We start from the raw sequence: 16,774 nt of genomic DNA, 5'->3' as shown, positions 1-16,774 counted from the left end.
GGTCAGGATGCCCGAGAACGAAATGTAGAACCCCAGATCGAGTGCCGCGCGAGCGACCTCGGCCGTCTCGGTGAAGCAGTGGAACACGCCGCCCGCCGCCCTGCCGCTGCCGTCCTCGCCCTCCTCCTTGAGGATCGCGAGCGTGTCGACCGACGCCTCGCGCGTGTGGATCACGAGCGGCATGCGCGTCTGCTGCGCGGCCCGGATGTGCACGCGGAAGCGGTCACGCTGCCATTCCATGTCGGCAATGCTGCGACCGCCCTTGCGCGCGTCCATCTGGTAGTAGTCGAGCCCGGTTTCGCCGATGGCCACCACGCGCGGCATGGCGGCGCGCCGCACGAGATCGTCTACCGTGGGCTCGGCGATGTCCTCGTTGTCCGGGTGCACGCCCACGCTGGCCCAGAAGTTGTCATAGCGCGCCGCGAGAGCCTGCACGTCGTCGAATTCCTCGAGCTTGGTGCAGATGCACAGCGCGCGGTCGACCCGCGCTTCGGCCATGGCGGCACGGATCTGCGGCATCTGGTCCGCGAATTCGGGAAAAGTGAGGTGGCAGTGGGAATCGGTGAACATGAAATATCGGAAGCCAAGACGGCCAATGCCAGGAATACCGCGGAACCGGCTCGGCCGGGCCGCTGGTATTGCCCCCGGTAGGGGGAGGGAGAAGCGACACGAAGTGCGCGCAGCCTGGGGGCGAGCCTAAATCGTTTGGGTCGGCCGGTCGGAGGCCATCGAGCCGCCGAGCGCCGCTTCGATGCGGGCCTTGAGCTGGCGCGACTTTTCGTCGGACGGAAAACGGATGCCCACGCCCGGCGCCCGGTTGCCGGCGGCGCGCGGCGGCGTGATCCAGGCGACCTTGCCGGCCACCGGATAGCGCTGCGGATCTTCGGGCAGCGTCAGCAGCACGTAGACGTCGTCGCCGAGCCGGTATTCGCGCGTGGTCGGAATAAAGATCCCACCCTCGGCAAACAGCGGGATGTAGGCCGCATAGAGCGCGCCCTTTTCCTTGATGGCGAGCTGGATCACGCTCGGCCGGGGCGGCATCGCGGCAGCAGCAGGTGCGGCGGGTCCAGCGGGGGCGGCAGGTTGGTTCATGGGCGGCGAGCGGCAGAGTTTAGGGTGGTTCGCGCTTCGCTCACAAGCGCTTCGAGCATGAGCCCCGCGTTGAAGGGGTGTTCGGCGGTACGCGCCGCGCTCGCGAGCGACTTCGACCAGCGCGCGAGCGCCAGGTGCGAAGGCACAGCGGGCGGCAGGTCTACAGCCTCGAAGAACCGAGGCGCGGCGCCGCTGCCGACCGCCATCAGGTCGTGGCACAGCTTCTGCAGTGCGCCGATCGCCTGGGCCGGCGCCTGGTCGGCGAGCGCGGCCACGTCGCCGCGTGCGATGGCCTTGGGCAGCAGCGACCAGGCCTTGGGCGACTGTCCGGCGCGCGCGAGCCGCAGGGCGTCGCTGGGCCGGCCGCCGGCCGCGCGGAGCAGCGCAGGGGCATCGGCGGCGGGCACATCGCGCGCGGCGAGCCAGGCTTCGGCCTCGGCGGTCGCGGGCCACGGCATCGTGAAGCCCAGGCAGCGGCTGCGGATGGTGGGCAGCAACTGCCAGGCCGCCTCGCTCGCGAGCACGAAGCGCACGTCGCCGACGGGTTCCTCGAGCGTCTTGAGCAGCGCGTTGGCCGTGATGTTGTTCATGCGCTCGGCCGGGTACACCAGCACCACCTTGCCGCGGCCGCGCGCACTGGTGCGCTGGGCAAAGCCGACGGCCTCGCGCATCGCCTCGACGCGGATCTCGCGGCTCGGCTTGCGCTTCTTGTCGTCGATGTCGGACTGAGCCTTCTCGTCGAGCGGCCAGCCCAGCTCCTGCATCGCAACTTCCGGCATCAGCACACAGAGGTCGGCATGCGTGCGCACCGCGATCGCATGGCAGCTCGGGCAATGGCCGCAGGCGCTGCCGCCCTCTTCCGCCGGCTGTTCGCAAAGCCAGGCGGCCGCGAGCGCGAGCGCCAGTTCGTACTGGCCCAGCCCCGAAGGGCCCTGCAGCAGCCAGGCATGGCCGCGCTGGCGCAGCAACTCGGCGAGCGGCCGGCGCAGCCAGGGCGACAGTGCGGAGGGAGCGCTCATTGGTGCACCCTTGGCGCTGCGCGCCTTCCCGCCAAGCGGGAGCGAGCTTGCTTGGGGCGGCCCGGCGCAGCGCTCATCGCCCGACCCCCACCGATGCCGGCGCGAACACCCCGCGCGCCACGAGCAACGCCTCGACCTGCTGCCAGACCTGGTCGCGGGTCTGGCTGGCGTCTATGCGGGCAAAGCGCGCCGCATCGGCGGCTGCGCGGGCCGCGTAGCCGGCGGCCACGCGGCGAAAGAACTCGACCGGCTGCGATTCGAACTTGTCGGGCAGCCGCGCGCCCGCGAGACGCTCGGCCGCGATTTCGGGCGCGAGGTCGAACCACAGCGTGATGTGCGGCTGCAGCAGCTGCCCTGCCGCTCCCCTGCCCCCCTGCACCCACTGTTCGAGCGTCGAGAGCACGGCGGCGTCGAAGTCGCGCCCTGCGCCTTGGTAGGCAAAAGTGGCGTCGGTGAAGCGGTCGCACAGCACCACATCGCCGCGCGCGAGCGCCGGCACGATCACCCGCACCACGTGGTCGCGGCGTGCAGCGAACACCAGCAGCGATTCGGTCAGCGGGTCCATCGGCTGTTCGAGCACCAGGCCCCTCAGCGTTTCGGCCAGCGGCGTGCCGCCCGGCTCGCGGGTGCGCACCACCGCGCGACCCTGGGCCCGGAAACGCGCCTCGATGGCGTCGAGGTGGCTCGACTTGCCGGCGCCATCGATGCCCTCGAGCGTGAGAAAAAGTCCTTCCCCGCGGCTCATTGGGGGGCCTTCGGCGGCTTGGGTTCGACACTGTTGCCACCACCCCCGCGCTGGTAGCGGTTGACGGCGCGGTTGTGCTCGTCGAGCGAATGGCTGAACTGGCTGGTGCCGTCGCCGCGCGAGACGAAGTAGAGCGACTTGCTCGACGCCGGCTGCACCGCGGCCAGCAGCGCGGCCTTGCCGGGCATCGCGATCGGCGTCGGCGGCAGGCCGCCGCGGGTGTAGGTGTTCCAGGGCGTGTCGGCCTGCAGGTCTTTCTTGCGCAGGTTGCCGTCGAAGGCGGTGCCCAGGCCGTAGATCACCGTCGGATCGGTCTGCAGCGGCATCCCGACGCGCAGCCGGTTCGCGAACACGGCCGAGATCTCGGCGCGATCCTGGGCCTTGCCTGTCTCCTTTTCGACAATACTGGCCAGAATCAGCGCGTCATCGGGCGATTTCAGCGGCAGGTCGGACGCCCGCGCCGCCCAGGCGGCTTCGAGCTTCTTGTCCATGGCCCGCATCGCGCGCTGCAGCAGCGCGATGTCGGTCGAGCCCTTCGAATAGGTGTAGGTGTCGGGAAAGAAGCGGCCCTCGGGATGCACGCCGGGCCGGCCGAGCCGGGCCATCAGTGCGTCGTCGGGCAGGCCGACGGTCTCGGGCTTGAGCTGTTCGGCCTTGGCGAGCGCGGCGCGCACCTGGCGGATGTTCCAGCCTTCGACGAGCACCACGCTCCGCGTGGCCTCTTCGCCGCGTACCAGCACGCTGAGCAGCGTCTGGGGCGTGATGCCGCGCGCCAGCTCGTAGCTGCCGGCGCGGATCTGCCGGTCTTGCCCCGAAAGACGGAACCAGAGGTAGAGCAGTTGCGGCTCCACGTCGGCGCCCGCATCGGCCACGGCCTGCGCGACGCCGCGCGGCGTGGTACCGGGTTCGACCGACAGGTCGAGGCTGGGCGCGGACAACTTGAGCGGCTGGTGCACCCACCAGAGGCCGGCGGCACCAAGGCCGAGCACGGTGAATGCGGCCAGCAGGAAGAGCGTGAGAAAGAAGCGGCGCACGGGTCCGTTGCAGTAGCGGGAGTTGGAAGAATGGGCGAGCGGATCGGAACCAATGGCCAGTGGCCTTGCGGAAACCGGGGCGGGATTCCCTGCAGGCGCGACGAAACGGCCGCGACCATGATAATTCAGCGATGACCCCTGTCGTTCTCAATGGTGTTACCGCTCTTTCACACCTCGGCGTGATCCGCGCCGAGGGTCCCGATGCCGCGAGCTTCCTGCACGGCCAGCTGACGCAAGACTTCGCGCTGCTCGGCCCCACCGAGGCCCGCCTGGCGGCGCTCTGCACGGCCAAGGGACGCGCGATCGCAAGCTTCATCGGCATCCGGCCGCAGCCCGACCTGGTGCTGCTGGTCTGCAGCCAGGACATCCTGGCGGCCACGCTCAAGCGCTTGTCGATGTACGTGCTGCGCGCCAAGGCCAAGCTCAGCGATGCCACCGGGCAGTTCGCGCTCTACGGCGTGGCGGGCACCGCGTTGGCGGCCAACGGCCTCGACGCTGCAGCCCTGCCCGGCCAACGCTCCGCGGTGGGCGAGGATGCGAGCGCGGTCTCGCTCTACCCGGCCGACGGCGTGCCGCGCGCGCTCTGGATCGCGCCGGTGGACAGCCCCGCGCCCACCGGTGCGCCGCTGGACGCCGCGCTCTGGCTCTGGAGCGAGGTTCGGAGCGGCATCGCGACCCTGACCACGCCGGTGGTCGAGGCCTTCGTGCCGCAGATGATCAATTACGAATCGGTCGGGGGCGTCAATTTCAAGAAGGGCTGCTACCCGGGCCAGGAGGTGGTAGCGCGCAGCCAGTTTCGCGGCACGCTCAAGCGCCGCACCTACATCGTGCGGGCTGATGCGCCGCTCGGCGCGGGCCAGGAAGTGTTCGCCGCAGGCGACGCCGAACAGCCCGTCGGCACCGTCGTGCAGGCCGCCGAGGCGCCCGCCGGCGGCTGGGCGGCGCTGGTGTCGGTCCAGATCTCGGCACTCGAGGCCGGCGGCCTCCGCGCGGGCGGTGCCGACGGGCCGGCACTCACGGTCGAACCGCTGCCCTACCCGCTGCTCGAAGACATCTAACTTCAGGAATGTTCCCGCGCATCCTTGCGCGATGCGATGGCTGGCGCTGCCCCGACAAGGCAGCGCCATTTTTTTTGCCTGCGCCTTGACCCCGTCTCGATCCCCGGCCCGTAGAAGCCGGACCGATCCACTACGGCCCAAGGAAATCCACCATGAAACGCAGACGCCTGCTTCCGATCGCCCTCGCCATTGCCATGGCCCCGCTTGCCGCCTCGGCCGAAAGCCCCCTGTGGCCGTACCCGGCGCCACCGGTTGCCCACCGCCTGGGCGCGCTGATGCAGGTCAGCGTGATCGACCGCGCCAGCGGCCGCGAACTTCCGCTGTACCGCCACCGGGGCGACCACTGGGTCGCCGGCCGGCCCGGCGCGCGCTATGCGATCCGCGTGCGCCATCCAGGCGGCGAACGCATCATGGCCGTGATGTCGGTGGACGGCATCAACATCGTCACCGGCGAAACCGCGGGCGTGCTGCAGAACGGCTACGTCTTTTCGGGCGGCAAACGCAGCGACATCGCGGGCTGGCGCAAGAGCGACTCGCAGATCGCGGCCTTCGAGTTCACCTCGGTCGGTGCGTCGTACGCGAGCCGCACCGGCCGGCCCGACGACGTGGGCGTGATCGGCGTGGCGATGTTCCGCGAGCGCGTGCCGCATCCGCCTGTGCCGGACGAGCCCGTCGTGCCGCAGGCCCGCGCTGCCGACAGCGCGGCGGAAGCCGCAATGCCGGGCGCCTCGGCCAAGGGCGGCCTCGCGCGGCAGGCGGCACCTGCTCCCAGCCTCGGCACGGGGCACGGCCGGCGCGAGGCCTCGCACGTGGGCCACACCACCTTCGAGCGCGCAGGTCCGTCGCCCAACGAGATGGTGCGCATCCGCTACGACAGCCGCGAAAACCTGGTGGCGGCCGGCATCATCCCCGTGCCGCCGCCGCGCTGGCCGCGCCCAGAAGGTCCGTCGGCCTTCCCTAGGTCGGACACGGGCTACGTGCCCGATCCGCCGCCGCGGTACTGAGACTTCTCAGTTCAGCGCCCGCCGCATCTCGATGTGCGGGATGCCGGCTTCCTCGAAGGGCTCGCCATGCACCTGGTAGCCCCGCCGCGCATAGAAGCGCTCGGCGCGGCGCTGCGCATGCAGGCCGATCTCGCGGTCGCCCCGCGCGCGGGCGGCGTCCTCGAGCGCCTGCATGACGGACGCGCCATGGCCGCCGCTGCGCAGCGTGCGGTGCACCGCCATGCGGCCGAGCATCGCGGTGCCGTCGACGGCGTCGAGCAGGCGGCCGGTGGCGATCACCTGGCCGAGCCGGTTGCGCACCACCGCATGCAGCACCACTTCATCGTGCGCGTCCCACTCGAGCTCCTTGGGGATGTTCTGTTCCTCGATGAAGACCGCGCGGCGCAGCGCGCCCGCACCTTCGCCGAGCGTCTTCCAGTCGCCGGTCTCCACCGTGCACATCGGCTCGCCGGCCTCGAAGCCCAGCAGCGTCTCACGCAGCGCCGCGGGCACCGGCTTCGAGGTCTGCGTGGCCGGATCGGCGAACACGTAGACCAGTTCGCAGCCGACCAGGTACTGGTCCTGGCGGAACAGCGCGCCCTCGAACACCATCGACGAATTGCCGACACGCGCGCATTTCATGCCCACGTCGATCACGTCGTCCATGCGCGCCGAGGCGCGGAAGTCGATCGTCGCGCGGCGCACGTACAGGTCGCCGCCCAGCGCCTGCATGGCCTCCTCGTACGGCAGCGCGAGCGCGCGCCAGTAGTCGGCGACGGCGGTGTCGAAATACATCAGGTAGTGCGCGTTGAATACGATCTTCTGCATGTCGACCTCGGCCCAGCGCACGCGCAGCCGATGGAAGAAGCGGAAGTCTTTTCGCTGGGGAAGGGTCGTTGTTGTCTCGGTCATGGTTTCAATGCTTCTCGGAGTGCGCGCGCGGCATCGTCCTGCGCCTGCAGTGCCTCGGGAATGGCACGCCCCATCTTAAGAAATTCGTGGATGACGCCGCGGTAGATCTCGAGGTCGACCGGCACGCCGGCCGCACGCAGCTTGTCGGCATAGGCGATGCCTTCGTCCACCACCGGATCGCATTCGGCCAGCCCGATCCAGGCCGGCGCCACGCCGTCGACGTCGTCGGCCAGCAGCGGTGCGAAGCGCCAGTCGTCGCGCTCGGCCGGTGTGTTCACGTACTGGCCGAAGAAGTAATCGATCATGGCCTTGGTCAAGAGCGGCCCGTCGGCGAAGCGCCGGTGCGAGTCGGTGTCCTGGTGCGCCGTGGTGCCCGGGTAGATCAGCATCTGCAGCGCGAGCGGCAGCCCCGCGTCGCGCGCGAGGATGGCGCACACCGCCGCCAGCGTGCCGCCTGCACTGTCGCCGCCCACGGCGAGGCGGCCGGTGTCGAGGCCGAGCCGCGCGCCCTCCTTCGCCACGAACGCGAAGGCGTCCCAGGCATCGTTCGAGGCGGTCGGAAACTTGTGCGCGGGCGCGAGCCGGTAGTCGACCGACACCACCGCGCAGCCGCTCTTCACGCTCAGCACGCGGCACAGCGTGTCGTGCGTGCGGATGCTGCCCACGGTGAAGCCGCCGCCGTGAAAGTACACCAGCGCCGGGAGCTTCTGCGCCGACGGCATTGAAGGTGCATAGAGCCGCGCCGGCAGTTCGGCGCTGTCGCGCGCGGCAATCGCGAAATCCTCGATGCGCGCCAGCTCGGGCTTGGGCACCTCGAGCACGCCGGCGCCTTTCTCGTAGGCGGCTTTGGCCTCGTCGGGGGCGAGCTGGTCCAGGCTCGGGTGGCCGGCACGCGCCATGCGTTCGACGACGCTGGCCATCTTGGCGGTCAGCGATGTGCCCGACGCGACAGCGCCAAGGGTTTTGTTCATGTGCAAGACTGGCTGCTCTTGATAGATTCGATGGTCGGCAATCGTACTGCCCCACGCACTCACGCCCATGGCCCTGATCCAATACCTCACCCAGATCCAGTTCGAATTCGGCGCGATCAAGCTGCTCGCCAGCGAGTGCGCCCGCATCGGCATCCAGCGCCCGCTGATCGTCACCGACGCCGGTGTGCGCGCGGCCGGCGTGCTGCAGAAGGCGCTCGACGCCCTCACCGACATTGAAGACGTCGCCGTGTTCGACCAGACGCCCTCCAACCCCACCGAGGCCGCGGTGCGCGCTGCGGTCGAGATGTACCGCAGCGCGCGCTGCGACGGGCTCATCGCCGTTGGCGGCGGCTCGGCGATCGACTGCGCCAAGGGCGTGGCGATCGCGGCCACGCACGACGGCCCGCTCAAGACCTACGCCACCATCGAAGGCGGCTCACCGAAGATCACCGAGCGCGTGGTGCCGATCGTCGCGGTGCCCACCACCAGCGGCACCGGCAGCGAAGTGGCGCGCGGCGCGATCGTCATCGTGGACGACCACCGCAAGCTCGGCTTCCACAGCTGGTTCCTGATGCCCAAGGCCGCAATCTGCGACCCCGAGCTCACGCTCGGCCTGCCGCCCCGGCTCACGGCCGCCACCGGCATGGACGCGATCGCGCACTGCATGGAAACCTTCATGTCGGCGGCCTTCAACCCGCCGGCCGACGGCATCGCGCTCGACGGCCTGGAGCGCGCCTGGGGCCACATCGAGCGCGCCACCAACCACGGCAGCGACCGCGAGGCACGCCTCAACCTCATGAGCGCGTCGATGCAGGGCGCCATGGCGTTCCAGAAGGGCCTGGGCTGCGTGCACTCGCTGAGCCACAGCCTGGGTGGCGTCGACCCGCGGTTGCACCACGGCACGCTCAACGCCCTCTTCCTGCCCGCGGTGATCCGCTTCAACGCGGGGGCCGAGTCGGTCCAGAAAGAGCAGCGCTTGCAGCGCATGGCGCAGGCCATGCACCTCGATTCGGCCGGCGACCTGGCCGAGGCGATCCGCGACATGAACGCGCGCCTGGGCATGCCCAAGGGCCTGGCCGAAGTGGGCGTGACGCCCGCGATGTTCGAGAAGATCATCGACGGCGCCATGGCCGACCACTGCCACAAGACCAATCCGCGGCTCGCGTCGCGCGACGACTACACGGCGATGCTCGAAGCGTCGATGTAAGCGTTTTGTAGCTGCGCTGTTCGGGGCGGCTGTTCAGGGCGGCGACCACGCCGACGGGGTACCTTGCTCCGCGAATGTCCCCCGGGCTTCGCCCTCCTCCTTTATTTCGCTGCGCAAGGCACCCCATCGGCGTGATCGTTGCACGGAGCGGGGGTTGATCAGCGATGCACAACGAGCGTGCCCTGTGCCCAGGGTACCGGGTGCTCCCCGCAGCGAAATAAAGGAGGAGCCGAAGGCGGGGGACATTCGCGGAGGGGAGTACCCGGTACCCTGGGCACCCGCCCTGAACGACAGCCATCACCAAAGCCCGCACGTCATCCACATGACATAAGCATTTCCTAGACTGTTTCCGAAGGCCTGCAACCGCAGCAGCCCCAGGTAGCCAGGGAAATCCGAATGACGCGTACCGTCCAGGTCCACACCGCACTGACCGCCGAGCAGCTCAGGTTCCGCGCGATGCGGGGACGGGAAGGCCTCTCGCAGCTGTTCGAGTTCGAGGTCGACATGGTCAGCCCCAGCTTCAACCTCGATTTGAAGAAGCTGCTCGGCACCTCGCTCACCCTCGAGATCACCGATGGCGCCACGCCGCGCCACCTCAACGGCATCGTGGTGCGCTTCGAGCTCGTGGGCCGTGCCAACGAAACCGGCCGCCACTACGTGTACCGCGCGCTGGTGCAGCCGTGGCTCTGGTTCCTCACGCGCACCACCGACTGCCGCATCTTTCAGAACAGGAGCGTGCCCGAGGTGCTCGACGAGGTGCTCGGCAAGTACGGCTTCGAGTTCGAGAAGCGCCTCACGGGCAGCTACCGCCCGTGGGAATATTGCGTGCAGTACCAGGAGAGCGATTTCGCGTTCGTGAGCCGGCTCATGGAGCACGAAGGCATCGCCTACCACTTCGAGCATTCGCGCAACACCCACATGCTGGTGCTGGCCGACGACACCGGCAGCTACGGCAAGCTGCCGGCCTACCCGCGCATCGCCTACCGCTCGCGTGACCGCGTGCTGCATGCGATGGAACCATGCATCGACAAGTGGCGTGTCGCCGAGCAGATCACCGCGGGCCGGGTGATGCTCGACGACTTCGATTTCAGGAAATCGCGCGCCTCGCTGCAGAGCGTGCGCCAGGACCCGAAGGGCCACGACCATTCGAGCTACGAAGTCTATGAATGGCTCGGCGGCTACAGCGAACACCAGCAGGGCGACACCTACGCCAAGATCCGGTTGCAGGAGCTGCAGGGCGCGCACGAACTCGCCGCGGGCCACACCAACGTGGTCGGCATGGCACCGGGCTACCTGTTCGAGATGACGCACTGCCCGCGCGAATCGGACAACCGCGAATACCTCGTCACCGAGACGCGCTACGACCTGCAGGAACCCGACTATTCCACCGGGACCACCGAGTCGATCTGCCAGTTCGACTTCACCGTGCTGCCGTCGAGCGTGCCCTTTCGCCCCGCGCGCAAGACACCGAAGCCGCGCACCAACGGCCCCCAGACCGCCACCGTCGTCGGCCCCGAAGAGATCTGGACCGACCGCTTCGGCCGCGTGAAGCTGCAGTTCCGCTGGGACCGCTACGGCCAGGCCGACGAGAACAGCTCGTGCTGGGTGCGGGTGTCGAGCAGCTGGGCCGGCGCCAACTTCGGCACCATGCACATGCCGCGCGTGGGCCAGGAAGTGATCGTCGATTTCATCGGCGGCGAGCCCGACCGGCCGATCATCACCGGCCGCGTCTACAACAACGACCAGATGCCGCCCTGGGAACTGCCCGCCAACGCCACGGCCAGCGGCATCCTCACGCGCTCCAGCAGCGGCGGCGCGGCCAACCAGGCCAACATGCTGCGTTTCGAGGACCGCACGGGCGCCGAGCAGATCCTGCTGCATGCCGAGCGCAACCTCGACGTCGAGGTCGAGGCCGACGAGACGCACACCACCGGCGGCACGCGCACCACGCGCATCGAGGGCCACGAGTCGTCCACCTACCTGAGCGGCGAAACGCGCGACATCACGGCCGGCGCCAAGGAGACCATCACCGGCGGCGACACCCGCGACGTGACCGGCGGCTTCAGCGAGACGGTGAGCGGCGGCGTCACGCAGAGCATCACGGGCGGCAAGACGCGCACCCTCAGCGGCGGCCTGAACGACACCATCAGCGGCGGCGTGAACCTGGCGATCTCGGGCGGCTTCAACGGCACCATCGACGGCCAGGAAATCCGCTTCGTGAGCGGCGGGCGCAACGACACGGTCAACACGATCAACAACGTGACCGTCAACGGCCCGTCGAACACGGTGGTGACCGGGCCCACGGTGCACACCTCGCCCGACGTGATCTTCAACACCACGAACCACATCCACAACACGACGCAGCACGTCATCAACACCAACGTCTACAACACCACGTCGAGCACCTACAACAACACGACGAACAACTACACCAACAACTCGACTGTCTACAACAACAACTATGCGACCAGCGGCGACTGGCGGCTCCATCGCATGGGTGGCGTGGGCTTCCGGTTGAGCCTGGTCGGCATGTCGCTCGACGTGTGGGGCGCGCGGCTGCAGTACTACGCGGCGCTCAACGCGCAGATCGCCACGGTCAAGATCGATGTCGCGCTGTTCTCGCTCAAGAACGAGCCGCTCGAGGTCACCGCCAGGGGGCTTTCGATCGCGAACAAGGGCATGCTCATCGCTACCGGCGGCCTGGCGGCGAAGTTCAAGGTCCTGACCTTGGTGGCCTGAGAGGCCTGGAGCGAATCGGCAACGATGGAAATCATTCTCTGGATCGTCTTCGCGGTGCTGATGGGATCGATGCTCGCGGTGGCGGCCTCGGTGGTGATCGTGGCCACACACGAGAACCGCATCTATTCGGCCGAGGCAAAGACCTGGGAGCGCCTGGCGCAGACCGGCGTGCCCGCCGAGGCCGTGGTCGAGTCGCTCAAGCGTTCCGAGAACGAGCTGACCCGCGGCGGCACGCAGGGGCAGAAGGTGTGTGCCGTCGAGCTGGCGTTGCGGCTGGTCGACAACGATGCGGCCTGGGCCGAACGGCCCGCCGTCGTGCGCACGCTGATCGACGAGAGCCTGCTGCCGCAGTTCGCGGTGCCCGGCAAGCCGGTGCACCTGCTGCGCGACCCGAACGACGCCTCGATCCTCGCCATCGACCGCTCGCGCACGCCGCTCGAGATTCCCCGCGCCTCCGCGTGAAAAGCGTCAAACCCCTGCGGCTGAGCGTGATCACGCGGCCTTTCCTGCGCTCGGGCCGGCAGCGCCTGGCGCTCACCGTGATGGGCATGATCTCGATGGACGAAAAGCCCGTGCTGCTGCCCGAGACCGAGTTCTGGAAGACGGTCTCCGAGGAGCTCGGCCCGACCGGCGCCATCGATCTCGGCATGCCCAAGCCCTGCGCCGAGTTCCTCGCCACGGGCCATGCCTATACGCACCACCAGGCCGAGAAGACCGCCTGCGCGGTCGAACTCCAGGTGGGCGCGCTGGTGCGGCAGTTCGTGGTCTTCGGCGACCGCTACTGGATCGACGGCCGCGCGAGCGCGCCGCAGCCCTTCGAATCGATGCGGCTGGACTGGACGCGCGCCTTCGGCGGTCCCGCCTGTGCCGACAATCCGTTGGGCATCGGGCACCAACCCGAACTCGTCCAGGGCCTGCAGGTGCAGCGGCTGCCCAACGTGGAGCATCCGAACCGCCGCATCGACCACCCCGGACGCGCCGTCGAACCGGCCTGCCCCGGCGCCATCGACGTGAGCTGGCCCGCACGCATGCGCCTGATCGGCAGCGACTACGGCACGCACTGGCGTGAGAACCTCTTCCCCGGCTTTGCCGAAGACATGGACTGGCGGCTCTTCAACGCCGCCGCGCCCGCGCAGCGCTGGCCGCAGGACGACCGCATCGCCGGCGGCACGCCCTACCAGATCCTCAACATGCATCCCGCCGAGCCCGTGCAGCGCGGGCGGCTGCCCGACTGGCGCGCCCGCGGCTTCATCGCGCGCCGGACCGGCGCGGGCGCAAGTGCAGAGCCCGAGCGCTTCGAGGAGATCGACCTGCGGCTCACCACCGCCTGGTTCTTTCCGCACCGCGAGCAGATCGCGCTGATCTTCCATGGCGAGACCGACATCGCGGAAGACGACGCCGCCGACGTCACGCACGTCATGCCGGCCATCGAACAGGCCGCCGAGCCGCCCCGCCCGCTCGCGCACTACCTCGAAACCCTGCAGCGGCGCAGCAATCCCGAGACGGGCGCGCTCTACACCTTCCGCGACGAGGAGCTGCTGCCGGCCGAATGCATCGGTCCGTGGATCGACCGCACCGAGCAGGACGAAGAAGAATCGCCGCTCATGCGCAACATGCAGGAGCGCGCCCGCCTGCTTCGCGAAGACATCGCACGGCAGGGCATGGCCGCGGGCCACAAGGCGCGCCACTTCAGGGAGCGCCCGGTGCCCGAGCCCTTCACCCGCATGCCCACGCTGAGCGAGCTGCCCGAATTCATGGCGCAGGCCAAGGCCTACGAGCGCGAACAGACGACCAGGCTCGAAGAGGCCCGACGCGAACTCGCCGAGCACGGCAAGGCCAATGCGGTGCAGTCGCGCAAGGTCGGCTTCGACACCGGCGAGATGGTCGAGAACGCCGGCCGCACCCAGGTCAAGGGTCCGCCGGCATTCGACGCGAAGAGCGTGATGAAGGGCATGCTCGGCATCGCGCCCGCCACGCGCAGCGCGCAGATGCCGCCCGAGCAGCAGCACGAACTCGCGCAGGCGGCCGAACGCGGGCGGCGCGGACTGATCGACATGTACCGGCTCGGCGCGCAGCACCAGACCGCGGCCGATGCGCTGGACGGCGAGCGCGCCGCCGAGGTGCGCGAGCGTGTGCGCGACATCATGGCCACCACGCGCGACCTCTCCGGCATGGACCTGACCGGCGCCGACCTCTCGGGCATGGACCTGCGCGGCGCGGTGCTGCGCCGCACCCTGCTCGAAAGCGCCAGGCTCGTGGGCGCGCAGCTCGACGGCGCCGATGCGACCGAAGCCGTGCTGGTGCGCGCCGACCTGTCGCGCGCGTCGCTGGCCGGCTGCGTGCTGCACCAGGCCAACCTGAGCCTCGCGCACTGCGCGCACACCTCGTTCACCGGCGCGGCGCTGCACGAGACCACGATCGAGAAGACCCGCTTCGACCACTGCGACTTCAGCGGCGCGCGGCTCGCGCACCTGAACCTCTTCGGCATGCATTTCGAAGGCTGCCGCTTCGACGCCGCGCAGCTCGACTACGTCACGCTGCTCGAAGGCAGCCGGCTCGTCGACTGCAGTTTTCGCGAGGCGCGGCTGCACAAGTTCGGGCTCATCTCGTGCCACGTCGAGCACCTCGATTTTTCGGGCGCTTCGCTCGAAGCCTGCGCCTGGGCCCACACGCCGGGCGACACCGGCGTGGTGTTTCGCGGCGCCACGCTGCGCACCAGCTGCTTCGTCGGCACCAGCAGCCTGCGCAATGCCGACTTCGAGGGTGCCACGCTGCTGCACTGCAGCCTGCGCGAGATGCCGCTCGATGGCGCGCGCTTCGTCGCCGCCACGCTCGACACCTGCGATCTCTCGTCGTGCGCGCTGGTCGGCGCCGACCTGAGCGCCATCGACGCGCCCGACAGCCTTTTCATCCGCGCCGACTTCACGCACGCCTCGCTCTCTGGCGCCAACCTCATGAATGCGCATCTGCAGAAATCCCGCTTCGTCGGCACCGATCTGCGCGACGCCAACCTGTTCCGCGCCGACGTGTCCCAGTCGGTGATCGACACGGTGACCGAAACCCGCGGCGCCTACCTCGAGCAGTCCAAGACCCTCCCACGCCGCGCGGCGGATCCGGTGCAATGACGCCGGAGACTCTTGCGCAGAAACTCCGCACCGGCGAACACATCCAGGGGCAGGACTTCAAGGGCATGAACTTCGACGGCCTCGACCTGCGCGGGGGCGCGCTGCGCGAATGCGACTTTTCGGGGGCCAGCCTGCGCGGCGCGCGCCTCGGGGAGTCGGCTTTCGACGCCTGCCGGTTCGAGGCCGCGGTGCTCGACGGCGCCGACCTGCAGCGCGCGGCCTTCCACCAGTGCGCATTGTCCGGCGCGCGCCTGCGCGGCGCCGCGATGGGCCGGACCACCTTCAGCGGCTGCGACCTGCGCGAAGCCGATTTCGCCGAGGCCGCGGCCGGGCTCGCCACCTTCCACCAGAGCCAGCTCCAGGCAGCAGACTTCCAGCGCGCGGACCTGACCAAGGCGGTGTTCGGCGAATCGAATCTCGCGGAGACCCGCTTCACAGAGGTGGCGCTGAACACCACCGTGTACTACCGCGCCGAACTGCGCGGCGCGCACTTCGCGGGCGCCAGCTTCCACAACGTCATCTTCAGCGAGGCCGACCTCGCGGGGCAGGATTTCTCGGGACAATCGTTCCACCTGTGCCAGTTCATCGATGCCGACCTGCGCGGCTGCAACTTCGATCGGGCGCAGTTGAGCCAATGCAACTTCAAGGGCGCGAAGCTGGCGCGCGCGGTGCTCACCGGCGTCGAGGCACCGCAGTGCCTCTTTCCCGAGGCCGACCTGCGGCATGCCGACGCGCGCGGCGCGCGGTTCGATCAGAGCCTCTGGGTCGATGCCCTGCTCGACGACGCCGACCTGTCGGATGCGCAGCTCACGCAATGCGTGTTCCACCGCGCGCACTGCCGGCGGACCTCGTTCGCGCGCAGCCATCTGGTGTATGCCGACTTCGCCTATGCCGACCTCAGCGACGCCGACATGCGCGGCGCAATGTTCCAGCGCACCCAGACCCATCGTGCGCTGCAGGCCGGCACGCGATGGAGCGACCGCCTCGGCGTGCTCGACAGCGACCCCGCGCTGTTCGAGGCCGAGCGCTTCTCGGCGGCACGGCGGCTGCGCCCGCAGCGCGCAGGCCGCGACACCTTCGGGCGTCCGCTGCCGCCTGGCGCCGATCCTTCCGGCCCTTCCGGCCCTTCCGAGGAGACCATGCCATGAACCAACGCACCGCTCGGCAGCCCGAAGCCGACCCGGCGCCCGCCGAGGCCATGCCCGACGAGATGCACGTGCTGCTGCGCCGGCCGCTGCCGGCGGCGGCATCGACCGCCTGGAACGGCAGCGCCCTCGGCACCGTCGTCGAGGCGCTCGGCAGCGACGGCTATCGCGTCGCCGCGCAGGCGGGCGGCGAGCGCTGGCGCTGCACCCGCGCCGCGAGCTGCCTGCTGCAGCCGGCCATCGGCGACACCGTGCTCGTAGCGGGGCCGGAGCGCGAGCAGCTCTACCTGATCGCGGTCGTCGCCCAGGCCGATCCGGGCCGCTCGCAGCTCGTGGTGAACGGCGATCTGACGCTGCACGCACGCAGCGGCGGTATCGCGCTGCAGGCCGACACGCAGCTCGACCTTCGCGCGACCGAGTTCAACCTGCAGGCACGGAAGGCGCAGGTCGAACTGACCGACCTGGACTATCGCGGCGCCGAGGTCCGCGTAACGACGCTGGTCGCACGCTTCGTCGGCCGCACGCTCGAGACGGTGCTCGACCGGCTGAGCGTGCTCACGCGCTCCAGCTTCCGCCTGACCGAAGAGGTCGAACAGGTGCGCGCAGGCCAGATCGACATGCAGGCGACGGAGACGATGCGCCTGCACGCGAAGAACACCCTGGTCAGCAGCAAGGCGCTGGTCAAGGTCGACGCCGAGCAGATCCACATGGGCTGAACCCGCCCCGCAACGAAGGAGCAACGAC

The 16,774-nt window shown here is 69.5% G+C and carries 15 protein-coding genes; 8 read left to right on the top strand and 7 right to left on the bottom strand.

What is annotated here, in order from left to right:
* From AC3A6J_RS06615 to mltG, 5 genes are all read right to left on the bottom strand, one after another.
* The coding region (locus AC3A6J_RS06615) for a TatD family hydrolase (RefSeq protein WP_487859109.1) at positions 1-570 on the bottom strand (570 nt) is incomplete at its 3' end.
* Positions 571-696: 126 nt separating this feature from the next.
* Positions 697-1,092: a PilZ domain-containing protein gene (locus AC3A6J_RS06610; protein ID WP_487859108.1), complete on the bottom strand. Its 396-nt coding sequence runs from the start codon at positions 1,090-1,092 to the stop codon at positions 697-699.
* Positions 1,089-2,111 (bottom strand): DNA polymerase III subunit delta', encoded by a 1,023-nt coding sequence (locus tag AC3A6J_RS06605; RefSeq protein WP_487859107.1) that lies wholly within the window; start codon positions 2,109-2,111, stop codon positions 1,089-1,091. The genes AC3A6J_RS06610 and AC3A6J_RS06605 overlap by 4 nt, the downstream gene beginning before the upstream one ends.
* A gap of 73 nt (positions 2,112-2,184) precedes the next feature.
* Complete coding sequence (gene tmk / locus AC3A6J_RS06600) at positions 2,185-2,856, bottom strand: dTMP kinase (RefSeq protein WP_487859106.1); 672 nt, start codon at positions 2,854-2,856, stop codon at positions 2,185-2,187.
* Complete coding sequence (mltG, locus tag AC3A6J_RS06595) at positions 2,853-3,890, bottom strand: endolytic transglycosylase MltG (protein WP_487859105.1); 1,038 nt, start codon at positions 3,888-3,890, stop codon at positions 2,853-2,855. The genes tmk and mltG overlap by 4 nt, the downstream gene beginning before the upstream one ends.
* A gap of 131 nt (positions 3,891-4,021) precedes the next feature.
* Between mltG and ygfZ the strand changes: the two genes are divergently transcribed.
* The gene (gene ygfZ, locus AC3A6J_RS06590; protein ID WP_487859104.1) at positions 4,022-4,948 is read left to right on the top strand and encodes a CAF17-like 4Fe-4S cluster assembly/insertion protein YgfZ; all 927 of its coding nucleotides are present in this window, start codon (positions 4,022-4,024) and stop codon (positions 4,946-4,948) included.
* Between the two features lie 152 nt (positions 4,949-5,100).
* Entirely contained in the window at positions 5,101-5,952 is an 852-nt protein-coding gene (locus AC3A6J_RS06585; protein WP_487859103.1) for a hypothetical protein, read from the top strand.
* 6 nt (positions 5,953-5,958) lie between these two features.
* On the opposite strand, the gene AC3A6J_RS06580 is transcribed toward AC3A6J_RS06585, so the two are convergent.
* Positions 5,959-6,843: a YbgC/FadM family acyl-CoA thioesterase gene (locus AC3A6J_RS06580; RefSeq protein ID WP_487859102.1), complete on the bottom strand. Its 885-nt coding sequence runs from the start codon at positions 6,841-6,843 to the stop codon at positions 5,959-5,961.
* On the bottom strand, positions 6,840-7,814 hold the full coding sequence (locus tag AC3A6J_RS06575) for an alpha/beta hydrolase (RefSeq protein WP_487859101.1): 975 nt from the start codon (positions 7,812-7,814) through the stop codon (positions 6,840-6,842). The genes AC3A6J_RS06580 and AC3A6J_RS06575 overlap by 4 nt, the downstream gene beginning before the upstream one ends.
* Before the next feature lie 67 nt (positions 7,815-7,881).
* On the opposite strand from AC3A6J_RS06575, the gene AC3A6J_RS06570 reads away from it, so the two are divergent.
* From AC3A6J_RS06570 to AC3A6J_RS06545, 6 genes are all read left to right on the top strand, one after another.
* Positions 7,882-9,021 carry an iron-containing alcohol dehydrogenase gene (locus tag AC3A6J_RS06570; RefSeq protein WP_487859100.1) on the top strand — a complete coding sequence of 380 codons (1,140 nt, stop codon included), beginning with the start codon at positions 7,882-7,884 and terminating at the stop codon, positions 9,019-9,021.
* Positions 9,022-9,417: 396 nt separating this feature from the next.
* Positions 9,418-11,760 (top strand): type VI secretion system Vgr family protein, encoded by a 2,343-nt coding sequence (locus AC3A6J_RS06565; protein ID WP_487859099.1) that lies wholly within the window; start codon positions 9,418-9,420, stop codon positions 11,758-11,760.
* A gap of 24 nt (positions 11,761-11,784) precedes the next feature.
* Entirely contained in the window at positions 11,785-12,222 is a 438-nt protein-coding gene (locus AC3A6J_RS06560) for a hypothetical protein (protein WP_487859098.1), read from the top strand.
* Positions 12,219-14,885, top strand: a complete 2,667-nt coding sequence (locus tag AC3A6J_RS06555; RefSeq protein WP_487859097.1) for a DUF2169 family type VI secretion system accessory protein — start codon at positions 12,219-12,221, stop codon at positions 14,883-14,885. The genes AC3A6J_RS06560 and AC3A6J_RS06555 overlap by 4 nt, the downstream gene beginning before the upstream one ends.
* Positions 14,882-16,033, top strand: a complete 1,152-nt coding sequence (locus tag AC3A6J_RS06550; protein ID WP_487859096.1) for a pentapeptide repeat-containing protein — start codon at positions 14,882-14,884, stop codon at positions 16,031-16,033. Before AC3A6J_RS06555 ends, AC3A6J_RS06550 begins: the two co-directional genes overlap by 4 nt.
* Complete coding sequence (locus AC3A6J_RS06545; RefSeq protein ID WP_487859095.1) at positions 16,030-16,746, top strand: DUF3540 domain-containing protein; 717 nt, start codon at positions 16,030-16,032, stop codon at positions 16,744-16,746. The genes AC3A6J_RS06550 and AC3A6J_RS06545 overlap by 4 nt, the downstream gene beginning before the upstream one ends.
* The last annotated feature ends 28 nt before the right edge of the window (positions 16,747-16,774 follow it).

The organism is Variovorax sp. Soil_C_39 (assembly GCF_057656815.1).
This window is presented reverse-complemented; position numbering and strand designations above follow the sequence as displayed.

Excerpts from the sequence above, each read along its gene's own strand:
- AC3A6J_RS06570 (WP_487859100.1), top strand. The coding sequence starts at position 7,882 with ATGGCCCTGATCCAATACCTCACCCAGATCCAGTTCGAATTCGGCGCG.
- tmk (WP_487859106.1), bottom strand. The coding sequence starts at position 2,856 with ATGAGCCGCGGGGAAGGACTTTTTCTCACGCTCGAGGGCATCGATGGC.
- AC3A6J_RS06550 (WP_487859096.1), top strand. The coding sequence starts at position 14,882 with ATGACGCCGGAGACTCTTGCGCAGAAACTCCGCACCGGCGAACACATC.
- AC3A6J_RS06580 (WP_487859102.1), bottom strand. The coding sequence starts at position 6,843 with ATGACCGAGACAACAACGACCCTTCCCCAGCGAAAAGACTTCCGCTTC.
- AC3A6J_RS06585 (WP_487859103.1), top strand. The coding sequence starts at position 5,101 with ATGAAACGCAGACGCCTGCTTCCGATCGCCCTCGCCATTGCCATGGCC.
- ygfZ (WP_487859104.1), top strand. The coding sequence starts at position 4,022 with ATGACCCCTGTCGTTCTCAATGGTGTTACCGCTCTTTCACACCTCGGC.
- AC3A6J_RS06605 (WP_487859107.1), bottom strand. The coding sequence starts at position 2,111 with ATGAGCGCTCCCTCCGCACTGTCGCCCTGGCTGCGCCGGCCGCTCGCC.
- AC3A6J_RS06610 (WP_487859108.1), bottom strand. The coding sequence starts at position 1,092 with ATGAACCAACCTGCCGCCCCCGCTGGACCCGCCGCACCTGCTGCTGCC.
- AC3A6J_RS06575 (WP_487859101.1), bottom strand. The coding sequence starts at position 7,814 with ATGAACAAAACCCTTGGCGCTGTCGCGTCGGGCACATCGCTGACCGCC.
- AC3A6J_RS06565 (WP_487859099.1), top strand. The coding sequence starts at position 9,418 with ATGACGCGTACCGTCCAGGTCCACACCGCACTGACCGCCGAGCAGCTC.
- AC3A6J_RS06560 (WP_487859098.1), top strand. The coding sequence starts at position 11,785 with ATGGAAATCATTCTCTGGATCGTCTTCGCGGTGCTGATGGGATCGATG.
- AC3A6J_RS06545 (WP_487859095.1), top strand. The coding sequence starts at position 16,030 with ATGAACCAACGCACCGCTCGGCAGCCCGAAGCCGACCCGGCGCCCGCC.